At 34.8% G+C, this 17,197-nt stretch carries 13 protein-coding genes; 10 read left to right on the top strand and 3 right to left on the bottom strand.

Annotated elements, in window-relative coordinates; all coding sequences use genetic code 11:
- The first annotated feature begins 126 nt into the window (after window positions 1–126).
- The 3 genes from gndA to B9Y54_RS11600 all read left to right on the top strand — a co-directional run bounded on the left by gndA (window position 127) and on the right by B9Y54_RS11600 (window position 3,992).
- A complete protein-coding gene (gene gndA / locus B9Y54_RS11610; protein ID WP_085560392.1) occupies window positions 127–1,560 on the top strand; it encodes an NADP-dependent phosphogluconate dehydrogenase in 1,434 nt (477 codons plus the stop codon).
- 219 nt (window positions 1,561–1,779) lie between these two features.
- Window positions 1,780–2,472, top strand: coding sequence for a response regulator transcription factor (locus tag B9Y54_RS11605; protein WP_085560391.1), 693 nt, complete (start codon window positions 1,780–1,782; stop codon window positions 2,470–2,472).
- A 134-nt stretch (window positions 2,473–2,606) separates the two neighbouring features.
- Window positions 2,607–3,992 (top strand): HAMP domain-containing sensor histidine kinase, encoded by a 1,386-nt coding sequence (locus B9Y54_RS11600; protein WP_085560579.1) that lies wholly within the window; start codon window positions 2,607–2,609, stop codon window positions 3,990–3,992.
- Between the two features lie 50 nt (window positions 3,993–4,042).
- On the opposite strand, the gene yidC is transcribed toward B9Y54_RS11600, so the two are convergent.
- From yidC to B9Y54_RS11585, 3 genes are all read right to left on the bottom strand, one after another.
- On the bottom strand, window positions 4,043–4,972 hold the full coding sequence (yidC, locus tag B9Y54_RS11595) for a membrane protein insertase YidC (protein ID WP_085560390.1): 930 nt from the start codon (window positions 4,970–4,972) through the stop codon (window positions 4,043–4,045).
- Window positions 4,973–5,043: 71 nt separating this feature from the next.
- The gene (locus tag B9Y54_RS11590) at window positions 5,044–5,319 is read right to left on the bottom strand and encodes an acylphosphatase (RefSeq protein ID WP_085560578.1); all 276 of its coding nucleotides are present in this window, start codon (window positions 5,317–5,319) and stop codon (window positions 5,044–5,046) included.
- 323 nt (window positions 5,320–5,642) lie between these two features.
- Window positions 5,643–7,052 carry an ISLre2 family transposase gene (locus B9Y54_RS11585; RefSeq protein WP_085560165.1) on the bottom strand — a complete coding sequence of 470 codons (1,410 nt, stop codon included), beginning with the start codon at window positions 7,050–7,052 and terminating at the stop codon, window positions 5,643–5,645.
- 168 nt (window positions 7,053–7,220) lie between these two features.
- Between B9Y54_RS11585 and B9Y54_RS11580 the strand changes: the two genes are divergently transcribed.
- The 7 genes from B9Y54_RS11580 to B9Y54_RS11550 all read left to right on the top strand — a co-directional run bounded on the left by B9Y54_RS11580 (window position 7,221) and on the right by B9Y54_RS11550 (window position 17,191).
- Window positions 7,221–7,511, top strand: coding sequence for a DUF1033 family protein (locus tag B9Y54_RS11580; protein ID WP_085560389.1), 291 nt, complete (start codon window positions 7,221–7,223; stop codon window positions 7,509–7,511).
- Window positions 7,512–7,561: 50 nt separating this feature from the next.
- Entirely contained in the window at window positions 7,562–9,643 is a 2,082-nt protein-coding gene (locus B9Y54_RS11575) for a DNA topoisomerase 3 (protein WP_085560388.1), read from the top strand.
- Window positions 9,644–9,796: 153 nt separating this feature from the next.
- Window positions 9,797–12,118, top strand: a complete 2,322-nt coding sequence (locus B9Y54_RS11570) for a DNA translocase FtsK (protein ID WP_085560387.1) — start codon at window positions 9,797–9,799, stop codon at window positions 12,116–12,118.
- 205 nt (window positions 12,119–12,323) lie between these two features.
- On the top strand, window positions 12,324–13,385 hold the full coding sequence (locus B9Y54_RS11565; RefSeq protein WP_085560386.1) for a BMP family lipoprotein: 1,062 nt from the start codon (window positions 12,324–12,326) through the stop codon (window positions 13,383–13,385).
- Between the two features lie 240 nt (window positions 13,386–13,625).
- Window positions 13,626–15,173, top strand: coding sequence for an ABC transporter ATP-binding protein (locus B9Y54_RS11560; RefSeq protein ID WP_420836093.1), 1,548 nt, complete (start codon window positions 13,626–13,628; stop codon window positions 15,171–15,173).
- A complete protein-coding gene (locus B9Y54_RS11555) occupies window positions 15,166–16,230 on the top strand; it encodes an ABC transporter permease (protein ID WP_085560384.1) in 1,065 nt (354 codons plus the stop codon). The genes B9Y54_RS11560 and B9Y54_RS11555 overlap by 8 nt, the downstream gene beginning before the upstream one ends.
- Window position 16,231: 1 nt before the next feature.
- The gene (locus tag B9Y54_RS11550; protein ID WP_085560383.1) at window positions 16,232–17,191 is read left to right on the top strand and encodes an ABC transporter permease; all 960 of its coding nucleotides are present in this window, start codon (window positions 16,232–16,234) and stop codon (window positions 17,189–17,191) included.
- Window positions 17,192–17,197 lie beyond the last annotated feature (6 nt).

Here is a 17,197-nt window from a genome sequence, read left to right as displayed (position 1 = left end):
TAAAAAATTAAGACCTCTCTAGTATTCCTTTCTTTTAATTTTAGCTTATTTTTGGTAGGATAGTAAGGTCTAAAGAAACTTTAACATTAAACAGTAATTTAAGTATTTAAAGGGGGAAATTAACAAGTGAGTAAACAACAAATTGGTGTAGTAGGAATGGCAGTAATGGGTAAAAACTTAGCTTTAAACATTGAAAGTAGAGGATACTCTGTTTCTATTTTTAACCGAACTGGGTCAAAAACAGAAGCTGTTATTGCAGAAAATCCAGATAAAAATTTATTTCCAACATATACGACGGAAGAATTTGTTCAATCGTTAGAAAAGCCACGTCGTATTTTATTAATGGTACAAGCTGGTAAAGGAACAGATGCAACCATTCAAGGACTTTTGCCATATCTTGATGCAGGAGATGTTTTAATCGATGGAGGAAATACATTCTTTAAAGATACAATTCGGCGTAGTGAAGCACTAGCTGAATCAGGTATTAACTTTATTGGTACAGGTGTCTCCGGCGGAGAAGAGGGAGCTTTATTAGGGCCAGCAATTATGCCTGGTGGACAAAAGGAAGCTTATGATTTAGTAGCACCAATTTTAGAACAAATCGCAGCAGTTGCTGAAGATGGCGAAGCTTGTGTTGCCTATATTGGACCAAACGGGGCAGGTCATTATGTCAAAATGGTGCATAATGGTATCGAATATGGAGATATGCAATTAATTGCTGAATCTTATGATTTATTACGTAAAGTAGCTGGTTTGTCGGTTGATGAAGTAGCAGAGGTTTTTGCAGAATGGAATAAAGGCGAACTAGATAGCTTCTTAATCGAACTTACAGCTGATGCTTTAACTAAAAAAGATCCAGAAACTGGTAAACCAATGGTAGATATTATCTTGGATAGAGCTGGCAATAAAGGAACAGGTAAATGGACATCACAAAGTGCTTTAGATTTAGGTGTGCCTCTTCCTTTGATTACAGAGTCTGTTTTTGCTAGATATATTTCAGCTCTGAAAGAAGAGCGTGTAGCAGCAAGTGAACTATTACCTAAACCAACGCCGTATTCATTTGATGGAGATAAGGCTGTATTAGTTGAAAATATACGAAAAGCCTTATACTTCAGTAAAATTATGAGTTATGCTCAAGGATTTGCCCAAATGCGTACAGCAAGTAAAGAGTATGAGTGGAGCTTACAATACGGAGAAATTGCTAAAATTTTCCGTGCAGGTTGTATTATTCGTGCTCGTTTCTTACAAAAAATTACAGATGCGTACGATGAAAATCCAGAATTAAAAAATCTAATGTTAGATGATTACTTCTTGGATATTACAAAAAATTATCAAGATGCTGTAAGAGATGTAATTGGAATTGCAGTGAAATCAGGTGTACCAATACCGACATTCTCTTCCGCTATTGCTTATTATGATTCTTACCGCTCAGCTAGCTTACCTGCGAATATCGTACAAGCTCAAAGAGATTATTTCGGTGCTCACACGTACGAAAGAACAGACAGACCCGGCACATTCCATTTTGATTGGTATGGCGAAAATGGCCAAGAAGAACTATAAATCATTTTAATTTGTTAAAGAAAAATAACCATAGAATCGCATTCTTTCTGCGATTCGTGGTTATTTTTCTCATTTTATTTTAATTTATGGTAAAATCATATAAAGCAAATAAATAAATAAGTGAATAAGTAATCAAGAAGGTTATTGAGAAAATTAGACTGGCATGGTATTGTAACAAAGGCAAAGTCTAGCGAAAATAGAGAGAATGGCGGGAATTAGATGAATAGAATATTAATTATTGAAGATGAGAAAAATTTAGCACGTTTTGTTGAATTAGAATTAAAGCATGAAGGATATGAAACAGAAGTCCGTTATGATGGTCGTTCAGGTTTGGAAGCAGCATTAAATAAAAAGAAAAAATGGGACGTTATTTTACTGGATTTAATGCTGCCAGAGTTAAATGGTATAGATGTTTGTCGTCGTATTCGCCAAGTTAATACGGTACCTATTATTATGATGACTGCTAGAGATTCTGTTATCGATCGTGTTAGTGGATTAGATCATGGTGCTGATGATTATATTGTAAAACCTTTTGCTATTGAAGAACTACTAGCCAGAATGCGCGCTTTATTTCGTCGAATTGAAATTGAAAATGAACAAAATATCACTAAACAAACAATCGTAAGTTACCGTGATTTAACTATTGAAAAAGAGAATCATGTTGTTCATCGTGGAGAAAAAGTTATTGAATTGACAAAAAGGGAATACGAATTATTACTAGAATTAATGGAAAATGTTAATGTTGTATTAGCTCGAGATATCCTACTAAACAAAGTCTGGGGATATGAATCTGAAGTAGAAACAAACGTAGTGGATGTGTATATTCGCTACTTAAGAAATAAAATTGATGTTCCAGGTATGGATAGCTATATTCAAACCGTACGTGGAACGGGCTATGTGATGCGTACGTGACATACGCTTTTTCCAACAAAAATAATAAAAAACGCATTTCTTTAAAATGGAAATGGACAATTGGTGCTACTCTAGCTATCTTTTTGACATATATAATCTTTACTGTAGCTATTTTTATAGGATTCAGACAAATTATGTTAACTGAAGAAACACAAGATGTAAAAGAAATTTTAGTTGGTGTTACAAATCGGCTTAATGGTGGTTCGAGTGCGCTATCGAAAGAAACAGTTTATTTAAATCTAAGTGGGAACTATACACTAACGACTCTTGAGTTAGGAGAAGAGTTTGATCAGCGCAACTTAGTTTATGGACAGTCAAGTAATTATCAAGATACTATTTTCGCTAAGATGAATGAAGAAGGTGTATTTGTCCGAGTTTACAGCCCGACTTCAAGATTATTATTTGAAACTGAGCCAAAAGATAGTCCTTTTAAAAGGTCTGCTCAACTTTTGATTGAGCCAATTAAAATGAATAATAAAGGAGGTATCCGAGGTGTTTCTCCAATTTATTCTAGAGTGACACAAAATTTAATTGGGTATGTCCAGGTTACTAATGAGATGGTTAATTACCACTATATGAGTGGGAAAATTTTATGGGCTATTTTGGGTATTGGAATTTTAGCATTAATATTTAGTGCAGTTCTTGGTTATTTATTAGCCGTTAACTTTTTGAAACCGATTAAAAAAATTACTAATACAATGAATGATATTCGTGAGGATACACAATCTACTTCTCGAATTGAACTAGATGAAGGAAATGATGAATTAACTCATCTTTCAACTGTTTTTAACGATATGCTAGATAGAATGCAAAGGTATATCGAACAACAAAAAGATTTTGTAGAAGATGTTTCTCACGAATTAAGAACGCCTGTAGCTATTATGGAAGGTCATTTAAAGTTGTTAAACCGTTGGGGCAAAGATGATCCTGAAGTTTTAGATGAATCGTTACAAGCTTCTTTGCAAGAAATTGAAAGAATGAAAAGCTTAGTTCAAGAGATGCTTGATTTATCAAGAGCTGAACAAGTTGAAATTCATTATAAAAATGAAAAAACATCCCTTAAGCCTTTGATTTTACAAGCAATAATTAATTTTAAATTGATTTATCCTGACTTTGTATTTAACTTAGATGACGATATAAGAGATGAAATATATGTTTCAATCTATCGTAACCATTTAGAACAAATCCTGGTTATTATCTTAGATAATGCTGTGAAATATTCATCTGAGAGAAAAGAAATACATGTGTCTGTTGCTGCAGATAACCAAAATGTAGATATTGCTATTCAAGATTTTGGAGAAGGCATGACACAGGAAGATACAGAAAAAATATTCAATCGTTTTTATCGCGTTGATAAAGCGAGAAGTCGCTATAAAGGCGGAAATGGTTTAGGTCTAGCTATTGCAAGAGAACTTTTAATAGGTTATAAAGGAACCGTTTATGTTGAAAGTGTTCTTGATTATGGTTCTATATTTAGAATAAAATTACCAATTTATCAAAACGAAATAAAAAATTCATAAGAAGATAAGCAAAAAAAGATTTCTGCCTTTTTAAGGACAGAAATCTTTTTTTATTTTCGTTGTTGTTTACCGGAATTGCGCCCAGAAGAATCATTAGAAGGGCGAACACTGACTTTTTCAGACATTAATTCTTTAGGTTGTTCTTGAATAGGTTCGGCTTGCTTGATGACACGTTCTTTTTTAGGTCTGTTTTTCATTTCTTCAGCGATTTCAGCTTGTATTCTAGGTTTATAATAAAAGTTAGTGAGAATAGTTTGGAATACTCCGAAGAATCCACCGACTAACCAGTAAAGGCCTAATCCAGCAGGAGAAGAAATTGTGAACATTAAAATCATAATCGGATTCATGTACATCATAGTCTTCATTTGTTTCTTTTGTTCAGGTGATATGCCAATCATTGAAACATAAGCTTGAACTAAATAAATTAATCCAGCGCCAATAGCTAAAGGTATATTTCTTGTACCTAAGTTGATACCTAAAAATGTACTAGCAGCAATTGGTCCAGATAAGCGAATAGCCTGAAACATGGCAGTAAAGATTGGCATTTGAATAAGTAAAGGCAAACAGCCAATGCCGCCTAACATGCTCATATTATTTTCTTTATAGAGACTCATTAGTTCTTGTTGAGCAGTAGCTTTTTCTTCACTTGTTGTTGCAGCTTTTTGTTTGGCTTGGATAACATCTAATTCTGGTTTGATTACAGCCGTTCTTTCTTGCTGAGCTAAAGATTTTCTTGATTGACTTAAGTTTAGAGGCAAAATTATGACTCGAACAATTAACGTAATAATGATAATCGCAAAACCATAACTACCATTAAAAGTATCGGCTAACCAAAGAATAAGGTTTTGTGTAGGAACGACTAAAAATTCGTAGATAAAGCCTTCAGGATTACCTTGTTTGTCTGTACTCATACAACCAGAAAGAAAAAGCATCACACTTAAAAGCGATCCAGTCAAGAGGTATTTATTTAATTTTTTCATTACTCACTATCCTTCATTTTAAATGTTTTTATCAATAACAAATCCAACTATACAGGATATATGAATCGATTTCAATTAGTTATAGAAAATTTAATTCTTTCGGGCAAGGAAGAATCCTCTATTATTTGTAGATGATCTACTTTTCCACTTGGAGAAGGAGATTTTTTAATTTTTTCTATAAATTTGTCTATTTTAACGGGATCGCCATTTGCTTCTATATATACACTTCCGTCAGTTTGATTTTTTACAGAGCCAAAAATTCCAATTTCATCAGCAACCATCTTTGTCATAAAACGAAATCCTACTCCTTGAACACGTCCTGTTGCAGTCATTTTCACCTTTTTCATTACCATATTTTCTGTACCTTTCGTTTGTTTTGCATCAGGGATGGGTAATCTCTTTTTTTTTAACTTTTGGAAAAGGTTTATCATCTTGATTTCCTCCTTTGAAACCCTATCTATCTTTATCATTTTATAAGTCAAAAGCTAATCCGTCAACTATTCCAATAAACATAGTTTGTGTCAAGTTTTTCTCGAGCGTCCTATTACCATGCTAGTTTAGACGTTTTATTCTTGTACACTCATCAGCTACCGCACGGCTACGCCGCTTGCTGGCCCATCTTTTGGGAGAAGGTTCCTAAAACCAGGAACCTTCTCCCAAAAGACAGGAATTAACGAAAACTTTTAATTAATTGTCCTATTGCTGATGAACGGGAGGCATATAACGGAATAGTCCCATTTTTTGCCCCGACTGACTGCCGTGTTTTCTCATGCAATAACGACGATAAACGAACCGTTTGGTTTAACTTACGTTGATTTCTCGCACTTCTATTTTGTTGGTGAAGATAGGCTTCACGCAAGGTGTGATTAAACATCCCTTGTTTTACCTTTACCATAGCTTCGCAACCTTCTGCGCTCCAATGCATTCCTCGCTTTTTCATGCGAAAAGAGATACGTCGTTGATTGGACTCCATTGCGCCTAAACCTCTTGCGTCCTTCGGCGCTTGTTCTACTTTTTCGCGCCAATCGAAAATTCGATCCCAATTTCGTACTACATAGGTTCGAAATGTAGTCAGTTTTTCCACTGCAGAAGTTTCATCTAGCGTACTTTCATACGTATCCAACCAAATAGTTAACTGATCTAAATCATGCGTCTTTAATGCTTGTTTGACCTGCTGTTTAAAAATGGTAGTTTTCACGCCAAATGCACGGTTTAACCCTTGAAAAACATGATAAGAGTCTAGCTGATTTAAAACAGGGTAGTTCGATTGAGAAAAAGCTTCTTGGAATTTGTCTGCGGTATACCCTTGTCCGCCGTCACTATTTGTAATGATTTGAGCTTGTTGTAAGGCATAATGATTCGCTGTAAAGGCTTGAATCTCTGCCCAAAAACCAGCGGTTTTTTTAGTCGTCATAATGGCTTTGGGTTCCTTTAAAGAGACGCGTTTTCCATTTTTATTCCAGCCTTCATAAAGGATGGCATGACGAACTTCTAAGCTCTTTTTCTTTTTTGTCCCACGGACAAAAACTCCATCAGCCTCGGCATAAAGATAGTCTACCTTTTTTCCTTCCGGCAACTCAGCTGATTCTTCTAGTTCCAATACGCTCTCTTCATCTTCACGTGCTTGTGCGGATCCAACGCGTTTGAGAAGACTACCGACTGTTTGATGACTAATCGTAACAGCTGTCCATTCATTTAACATATTTGCAGTATCTCTATAAGTAACTTTACTCGCCAACTCTGCCACTTTTACTTCTACTAATGGACTATGGCGTTGATATTTCCGAATACCTAGCCAGTCATCTAGCGGATAATGATTTTGACTCTCTTGATCTATCATCAAGGTACGACAATAACGAACAGACCCAAAAATAAACTGAACGGTTTTCCAATCTTCTCGTTTCACTTTCCAACCTTCCTCTTGTTTCTGCTCTTTGATTACCTGATTGAGATGAGTGAAGACATCTCCTACTAATTCAGCGAATACTTCATACATACAGACTTGAATAGCTTCTTCTGTCTCTATTAAATTGCTTGAATCCTTTATTATTTGGTAAACCTTTGATATAATCTTATTCATAAGAAGGCCTCTTTCATTTATGTATTTGCCGCTCAAGCATACATTTATGATAGAACGTCTTCTTTCTTTTTGCTAGTAAAAAATAATAGTATCTCGAGAACTATTTTACACATACTAAACATATGATATGATTAAAATGCATATAATAAAATAATTGAGGTGAGGAAAATGTTTCAAGTAATAGAATTACAAGGAGAATATGAACCTTGGTGGTTTTTTGATGACTGGAAAGAACAAATAAGCCAAATCAAAACCTTCGAAATATTTGATGAGGCTTTGATTGATTACCAGAAAAAATTTGAATTGCTTTATAATGAGTTTCCTAGTTACCAAACTAAAAAACAATATTTAGCTGCCTTCTGGGATGACGAACAAAATGAATATTGTCCCGAATGTGAAGACGACATACAACTATTCCACAGTGTTATGTTGTTAAAAGAATATAACGTAATAGAGTAAATAAACCAACTAAACTAAGAATAATAAGTAGAAAAAAGAAAGGGACAGATATGAAGACATTAATTATTGCTGAAAAACCAAGTGTAGGAAAAGAAATAGCTCGAGTTTTAGGAGCAACCAATAAGAACAAAAGTTATATTGAAGGTCAAGATGTTATTGTTACATGGGCATTGGGTCATCTATTAGGACTTAAGATGCCTGAAGATTATAAAACAGAATGGGCAACATGGAACATGGAAAGTTTGCCGCTGATTCCAGAAGAGATGCAAATCAAGCCACTAAAAAATACAGCGGCCCAATTAAAAACGATTAAACAACTTTCTCAAAGGAAAGATGTAAATAAGGCCGTTATTGCAACAGATGCTGGTCGAGAAGGCGAATTAGTAGCTAGATGGATTTTAGAATACGTTAAATTTAAAAAGCCTGTACAGCGGTTATGGATTTCATCGCAAACAGATCAAGCTATCAAAAATGGATTTAAACAACTGCAACCTAGTAAGAAGTATGATGATTTATATGATGCAGCAGTTGCTCGTTCCGAAGCGGATTGGTTAGTAGGCTTGAATGTGACAAGAGCATTAACTGTGAAATATGAGGATAGTTTGTCAGCAGGTAGAGTCCAAACTCCTACGTTAGCAATGGTTAGAAAACAAGAAGCTCAAATAGAAGATTTTGTAGCAGAAACATTTTATACGATTCAATTAATGATTAACGGGCAAATGGCAACGCTGGCTAGCGGAGCTCCAGAAAGAATAAAAGACTTAAATGAAGCTGAAAAAATAGCCAAACACTTAACAAAAGAATCTGTTGTAGTAAAAGAAGTAAAAGAAAAAATTCAAACTCACCTTCCTCCCTTGCCTTATGATTTAACTGAGTTACAAAGGGAAGCCAATCAACGCTACCAATTTTCTGCTAAAAAAACGCTAAGTGTTATGCAAACTCTATACGAACGGCATAAAGTTGTTTCTTATCCAAGAACAGACTCTAAGTATCTGACTATAGACATGAAAGAAACATTAAAGGACCGGTTACAAGCTGTTCACGGATTTGCTAATGAAGAAGTAAAAAACATTATCAAAAAAGGCTCTAAAGTAACTCAAATGGCAATCTTCAATAACGCTAAAGTTACGGACCACCATGGAATTATTCCAACAGAAGAACGAGTTCGTATTGAAAAGATGGACCAAGATGAAATACGCATTTACCGGATGATTGTTGAGCGGTTTATTGGCTTATTTTTACCTGCTTATAAAGTAGCTCAAACAACTTATTTGTTTGCTGCGGCAGAGACTACCTTTAAACTAAAACAAGAAGTTGTTTTAGAAAATGGATGGCGCAAGTTAGAACCCGTAAAAGAAAAAAGACGTTTTAAACAAGGGGAACAAATAGAAAACCCAATCTTTGAAGTGAAAAAAGAACTAACCAAATCACCAGGTCGATTGACAGAGTCTTCGTTACTTCAAGCAATGGAAAAGCATAGCTTAGGAACACCAGCAACAAGAGCTGAAATTATTGAAAAGTTGATAAGTAATGAATTGATGGAACGTAAAGCGACGAAGCTATCTGTCTCACCAAAAGGGAAACAATTGTTAATATTAGTAAATCCAGCATTAGTTACACCTGAATTGACTAGTGAATGGGAAAAGTCTTTAGAGCAAATAGCTACCGGAAAATTAAAAAAAGAAGTTTTTTTGAAACAAATAAAAATAGAAACAAAAAAATTAATCAAAGAAATAAAAACGAGTGAACAGTCTTACAAAGACTATTCTTTGACAACTAAAACTTGTCCAGAGTGCGGCGAACTGTTGAAAGAAAGAAGTAGTCGAGAAGGGAAAATGCTGGTTTGCACTAAAACGAGTTGTTCATATAGACGTTTTAAAGAACCGAAAGTTTCCAATAAAAGATGTGCACAATGCCATCGTAAAATGGAAATTCACGAAGGGAAATCCGGAAAGTTTTTTAAATGTAAATACTGTAACGTTTCTGAAAAAATGGATAATACAAAAAATAAAAAAATAACTAAACATGAAACAAAACGTTTAATGCAAAAAGTAAATAAAGAAGCTCAAGAAGAAGTAGAAAGTCCTTTAACGTTAGCGCTTAAGGCTGCAATGGAAAAACAAGGGAAATAAAGCTATATATTGTAGTGAGTTGAATCATTTCTGTATGAGTCAGAAAGATTCCTAATCACTATAATATAAGCTTTTTTTGTCTAAAAGGCAGATTCCACTTTCTATTTGTTTTGTGTATAATGAAAAAGAAGTGTCAAAGGAGGTAAGTTTGCTATGGCAACGAAAAAGAAGAAAAGTAATAAAAATACGTTCTCAATTGAAATTATAGGTATTATATTTATCTTACTAAGTTTGCTTGCGACTTCGCAATTAGGCTTTATAGGAGTATTAAGTGCCAATTTATTTCGTTTTTTTGTAGGCAATACTTTTATATTTGCAGCTTTATTAATAGGGATATATGGTGGTTATTTAGTGTTAAAAGGAGCAGAGCCTCCATTTAAAAATAAAAGAGTAATCGGAATGGGAACGGCATATGCAAGCACATTGTTATTGTTGCATGCTCAATTATTTGCTCCAATTATGGATACAAATGTGAGTGTCGTTTCAGCTTCGATACGCTTTTTTATAATAGATATGACTAAAAATGAAATTTCACAGTCTTTGGGTGGTGGAATGATTGGAGGAATACTCTACTCTGTTAGCTATTTCTTGTTTTCACAACTAGGAAGCTATTTACTCGTTGTGCTATTGTGGTTTATTAGTATTTTCTTAATTTTCGACTTATCATTTAAAAAATTTATGAAAATTATTCGAACTTATTTAAAACAAGGAATAGGCTACTTGCATATAGGGTTTAAAAAAATAAAATTATTTATTGCTGATTGGTGGCAGAATCTGAAAAAAAATAAGAAGCATCTTAGTGAAAAAAAACAGGATGATTCAACAGATAAAAAGGTAAGATATTCTGATAAAAAACATAAGGATACTAAAAAAAATAAGACTGACTTATTGAATCAAGTAAATTCGTTAAAGATCAATAATTATCAAAACCAAGAAGAGGAAGCACAAATGCAAAAAAAAGTAGAGTTAAAAGAAGAGTCTTCTAATAATCAAGATTTAAAATTTGAAATAAAACCAGAATCTGAAAATATTGATTATCAGTTACCGCCTACTAGCTTATTGGATGAAGTTAAAAAAACAGATCAAACTAATGAATATGCTTTAATTCAGAGAAATGTAAAAAAACTTGAAGAAACATTTAAAAGTTTTGGAGTAGCGGCTAAAGTCACAAAAGCAAATCTTGGACCCGCTGTGACAAAATACGAAATTCAACCTGCAGTTGGAGTAAAGGTAAGCAAAATTGTAAGTCTTAGTGATGATATAGCACTAGCACTAGCTGCAAAGGATATAAGAATGGAAGCACCTATTCCAGGCAAACCGTTTATTGGAATTGAAGTTCCAAATAGTGAAGTGAGCCTTGTAGCTTTTAGGAATGTCATTGAAGGACAAGTAAAAAATATTGATAAATTGCTAGAAGTTCCTCTAGGTAGAGATATATCTGGTAACGTCACGATGGCTGATTTAACTAAGATGCCTCATTTATTAGTAGCAGGATCAACCGGCAGTGGGAAATCAGTTTGTATTAATGGCATCATAACTAGTTTGTTAATGAGAGCTAAACCAAACGAAGTAAAATTAATGATGATTGATCCAAAAATGGTTGAATTAAACGTATATAATGGTATACCACATTTATTAACGCCAGTTGTTACTAACCCTAAAAAAGCTGCACAAGCTTTACAAAAAGTCGTCTCTGAGATGGAACAGCGCTATGAATTATTTGCTGCTAGCGGCCAACGAAATATTACGGGTTACAATCAATTTATCATAGAAAAGAATTTAGAAAATGGAGAAGGGCATCCTACTTTGCCGTTTATCGTGGTCGTAGTAGACGAGTTAGCTGATTTGATGATGGTTGCTAGTAATGAAGTAGAAGATGCCATTATCAGACTTGCTCAAATGGCTAGAGCTGCTGGGATTCATATGATTTTAGCAACACAAAGACCAAGTGTCGATGTTATCACAGGAATTATAAAGGCAAACGTTCCTTCAAGAATTGCTTTTGCAGTATCTAGTGGAACGGATTCACGAACGATTATTGATAGCAGTGGAGCAGAAAAATTACTTGGAAGAGGAGATATGCTGTATTTACCTATGGGAGAAAATAAGCCAGTTCGTGTTCAAGGAGCGTATATATCTGATGAAGAAGTAGAACGAGTTGTTAACTATGTTACCCAACAACAGGGAGCCAATTATGTAGAAGAAATGATGCCTGTTGATGAACCTGAAACGGTCAGCGGTGAAGCTCAAGACGATTATTACAACGATGCTGTTCAGATGATAATAGATATGCAAACAGCTAGCATATCATTATTGCAGAGACGTTTTAGAATTGGGTACAATCGTGCAGCTCGATTGATTGATGAAATGGAAATGCGTGGTATAGTTGGACCGTCTGAAGGAAGTAAACCAAGAAAAGTTAACATTACAGAATTTCCTGGAGAGCCTGATGAAGAAAAATCTGATAATAGATAAATAACCTTTTGATAAAGAAGTCTATGTTTAAAACACTTTCTAAAACACTGAAATTAGAATATCATTAAAATGTGAACGTTTTTTGTGCAAAACGGTTACATTCATCGTTTAATTGTTTATTTTATTAATTAAAGATGTTATCATAACTATTGAGGGCAGGTGAATGTAGTTCACTTGTACTAAAAAAATGTTGGGGGTTTTTTTGATGAAAAAACGCAATTTTATGAGTCTTCTAGCTTTAGGATTAATTTCAGGAGCGACATTAGCAGCCTGTGGATCAACTGATTCAGATACATCTTCTGATTCTGCAACAAAATCATCAACAAGTGGAGATGATTTTTCAGTAGTCATGGTAACAGATATCGGTGGGGTAGACGATAAGTCCTTTAACCAATCTGCATGGGAAGGTATGAAAGAATGGGGCGAAGAAAACAATAAAGAAGAAGGAACTGAAGGCTTTAAGTACTTACAATCAAACGAAGATTCAGAATTTGTAACGAATTTAAATAGTGCTGTGCAAGCTGAATTTGATTTAGTATTCGGGATTGGATACAAATTGAAAGAAGCAATGACTGATGTTTCAGGACAAAATGAAGACCAACACTTTGTTATCGTTGATGATATGATTGACGCACCAAACGTCGCTTCTGTATTATTTAAAGACCACGAAGCAGCATTTTTAGCAGGAGTAGCAGCAGCTGAATCAACTGAATCAGAACAAATTGGTTTTATTGGTGGACAAGAAAGTGATGTTATCTCACGCTTTGAAGCAGGTTTTGTTGCTGGAGTTAAAGAAGTTAAGCCAGATATAGAGGTGAAAGTTGAGTATGTAGGATCTTTCGGTGATGCAGCTCGTGGAAAACAATTAGCAGCAGCCATGTATAGCAGCGGTATTGACATTATTTATCAAGCAGCAGGAGATTCAGGTAACGGTGTATTCTCAGAAGCAAAAGATTTAATGAATGCCGATGATTCTAAAAAATTATGGGTAATCGGTGTTGACCGTGATCAAAATGATGAAGGTAAATTCGATACAGGTAACTTGACGTTAGCTTCTACACTAAAAGGCGTAGGCGCAGCAGTTAAAGATATTTCAAACGAAGCATTAGCTGGTAACTTTGCTGGTGGCGAATCTGTAAACTACGGTTTAGCTGAAGGCGGCGTTGATTTAACAGACGGTAACCTAACAGACGAAGTAAAAGAAAAAGTTGCTGAATACAGACAAAAAGTTATTGATGGTGAGATTGAAGTACCTCAAAAACCATAAAATGAGTACTTTATAATTTAAATTAATTCATGTAAGAGAAAGGCCGGATTTTCATTCCGGCCTTTTCCTTTCTTATCCATTATGGAGCAAAGATGACTTTTAGGGTTTAAAATGACTAATGGTGTTATAATTGAAAAAATCAATGTAGCTCGCAAACAAGAAATGACGTATAATGGGTTATGAATTTAAGAAGTTAAAAGGAGTGAGTCCATCGTGTCAGAAACGAATTTTGTTATCGAAATGAAAGGTATAACAAAAGAATTTGGTACCTTTAAAGCAAATGACGATATTAATTTACAGCTAAAAAAAGGAGAAATTCATGCCTTATTAGGCGAAAATGGAGCGGGAAAATCTACTCTGATGAATATTTTATCAGGATTATTAGAGCCAACTTCAGGAAAGATTTTGATTAACGGAAAAGAAGTAACCATTAATTCTCCTGGAATGGCCAATAAATTAGGGATTGGTATGGTTCATCAGCATTTTATGTTAGTTAAAAAATTTACAGTTACTGAGAATATTATCTTAGGCAGTGAACCGAATAAAGCCGGTATACTGGATCAAAAGACAGCTCAACAATCAATTAAAGAATTATCAGAAAAGTATGGTTTGTTAGTAAATCCAGCATCAAAAGTAGAAAGTATCTCAGTTGGAATGGAACAACGTGTGGAAATATTAAAAACGCTTTATCGAGGTGCAGAAATTTTAATATTTGATGAACCTACAGCAGTATTAACTCCTCAAGAAATTGATGAATTGATGCAAATTATGAAAGCACTAACTAATGAAGGTAAATCTATTATTTTAATTACTCATAAATTAGATGAAATAAAAGAAGTTGCAGATCGTTGTACGGTTATTCGTCGTGGTAAAAGTATTGATACTGTTAACGTATCGACGACTTCACAACAAGAACTGGCAGATATGATGGTTGGCCGCTCAGTTTCATTTAAGACTGAAAAGAAAGAAGCACATTCTAAGGAAGTTGTTCTTTCAGTTGAAAATATTGTCGTTAAGGAAGGCCGAGGTCTAGACGCTGTAAAATCTCTAAGTCTTGAAGTAAGAGCTGGAGAAATATTGGGAATTGCTGGAATTGATGGCAATGGTCAAAGTGAGTTAATTCAAGCGATTACTGGACTATCTAAAACAGAGAGTGGAAAAATTAAATTGAATGGAAAAGAAATTCAAAATAATACACCACGTAACATTACTGAAAATGGTTTAGGACATATCCCTGAAGATCGTCATAAATATGGTTTGATTTTACCAATGAGTCTAGAAGAAAATATGGTAATCCAAACTTACTATAAAAAGCCGTTAAGCAATAGAGGCTTCTTAGATCCCAAAGAAATTAAGGATTATGCTAAGAAATTAATTGCAGAGTTTGATGTTCGTACTCAAAGCGAAACGGTTCCGGCAAGTGCTTTATCTGGTGGAAATCAGCAAAAAGCAATTATTGCTAGAGAAATTGACCGTAATCCATCATTACTAATTGCAGCTCAACCTACGCGAGGATTAGATGTCGGAGCGATAGAATATATCCATAAACGTTTAATTGAACAGCGAGACAATGGAAAAGCTGTCTTGTTAATGAGTTTTGAATTAGATGAAATTTTAAATGTCTCAGATCGAATTGCGGTAATGTATGATGGAAATATTGTTGCTATCGTTAAACCAAAGGAAACAACTCAAACAGAACTAGGTCTACTTATGGCAGGTTCATCTCTTGAAAAAGCCAGAGCAGCCGTCGAACAAGAGCTGGGAAAGGAGCCGACTCACGTTGAATAATAAAAGTAAATTGGATAATATATTAGTTCCAGTATTCTCAGTTATTTTGGGATTATTATTAGGGGCATTAATTATGTTGGTTTTTGGCTATAACCCAGTTGCGGGTTATCAAGCCATGTTACAAGGTGCATTTGGTAATTCATTTTATATTGGAGAAACATTAAGACAAGCAACACCTTTAATTTTTACGGCACTTGGATTTTCAGTAGCTTATACAGCTGGCTTCTTTAATATCGGTGTTGCTGGACAAGCCTTACTCGGATGGTTGTTTTCAGTTTGGTTTGCATTGTCATTCCCTGAGCTACCAGGTATTATTTTATTAGTTATAAGCTTAATTGTTGGTGCTTTAGCTGGTGCTTTATGGGCGGGTATTGCAGGTTTCTTGAGAGCTTACTTTAATACTAGTGAAGTTATCGTAACGATTATGCTGAATTATACGGCCTTGTATACAGCAAATTATTTAATCAGAAATGTCTTATCTGAATCATCAGATACAACAGCTCGCATCCCTGAAGGAGCAAGTCTCCGTTGGGCATGGTTAGCTGATTTAACAAATAATTCTACGTTACATGGAGGAATCTTTTTAGCATTAATTATGGCTGTTGTTGTTTGGGTATTTATGAAAAAGACAACAGCTGGTTTCGAAATACGAGCAGTTGGTTTGAATCCATTTGCATCTAAATATGCAGGGATGAGTACGAAACGAAATATTATTATTTCAATGCTAATTAGTGGTTCACTAGCGGGTTTAGGTGGAGCTATGGAAGGTATGGGAACTTTTCAAAATATCTTCGTTCAAGGGGGGATACCATCAATTGGGTTTGACGGTATTGCTGTTGCATTATTAGGATTAGGTAATCCAGTAGGTATTTTATTCTCAGCTTTATTATTTGGTGCTTTGAAAATCGGCGGAAACAGCATGCCGTTAGCAGCAGACGTTCCTACAGAAGTTGTTGATATTGTTATTGCTTCTATTATCTTCTTCGTCGGTGCTAACTATTTAATCCGTTCGATTGTCGATAAGCGTGCTAAACTAAATAAAGGAGGAGTAAAATAAGATGGATATTATTAATGTATTGCAACTTGTCTTTTCTTCAGCATTAGTTTACTCAGCTCCTCTAATTTTGACAGCATTAGGCGGTACGTTTTCAGAACGAAGCGGGATAGTTAACGTTGGGCTTGAAGGAATTATGGTAATGGGTGCTTTTGGTTCAGTAGTCTTTAACTTAACATTCGCTTCACAATTAGGTAATTGGACACCTTGGGTTGGTGTGGTTGTCGGTGGATTAATTGGTATTTTATTTTCACTTATACATGCTGTCGCTACAATAAATTTACGAGCTGACCATATTATTTCTGGTACGGTTATCAACCTAATGGCTCCAGCTCTGGCTATATTTTTAACGCGTGTTTTATACGATGGACGTGGTCAGACAGATATCATTTCAGAAAATTTTGGTAAAGCAAATATACCTTTATTAGAAAATATTCCGGTTTTAGGACCTATTTTCTTTAAAGGAACATCTGCTCCTGCATTTGTAGGGATAGCTATTGCAGTTCTTTGCTGGTTTATTCTTTTCAAAACGCGTTTTGGTCTAAGATTAAGAGCCGTTGGGGAACACCCTCAAGCAGCTGATACATTAGGAATTAATGTTTACATGACAAAATATGCTGGTGTTCTTTTATCTGGTTTATTAGGTGGTATGGGTGGAGCAATCCAAGCTCAAGCTATTTCTTTGAATTTCTCGGCTTCAACTATTGCCGGACAAGGATTTATTGCCATGGCAGCAATGATTTTTGGTAAATGGAATCCATTAGGCGCTATGGGTGCTGCAATATTCTTTGGATTTGCTCAAAGTCTAAGTGTTATCGGAAACTATATTCCAATTATTCAAGATGTACCAAGTGTTTGGTTACAAGCTGCACCTTATCTAATAACAATTATCGTATTAGTAGGTGTTATTGGTAAATCTGAAGGACCTGCAGCAAATGGCAAAACATATATTAAATCAAAATAGGATTAA

The sequence above is a fragment of the Carnobacterium iners genome (assembly GCF_900177385.1).
GTDB classification, from domain to species: Bacteria; Bacillota; Bacilli; order Lactobacillales; family Carnobacteriaceae; genus Carnobacterium_A; species Carnobacterium_A iners.
The sequence above is the reverse complement of the archived record's forward strand: the minus strand, read 5'-3'. Positions and strand labels throughout refer to the sequence as shown.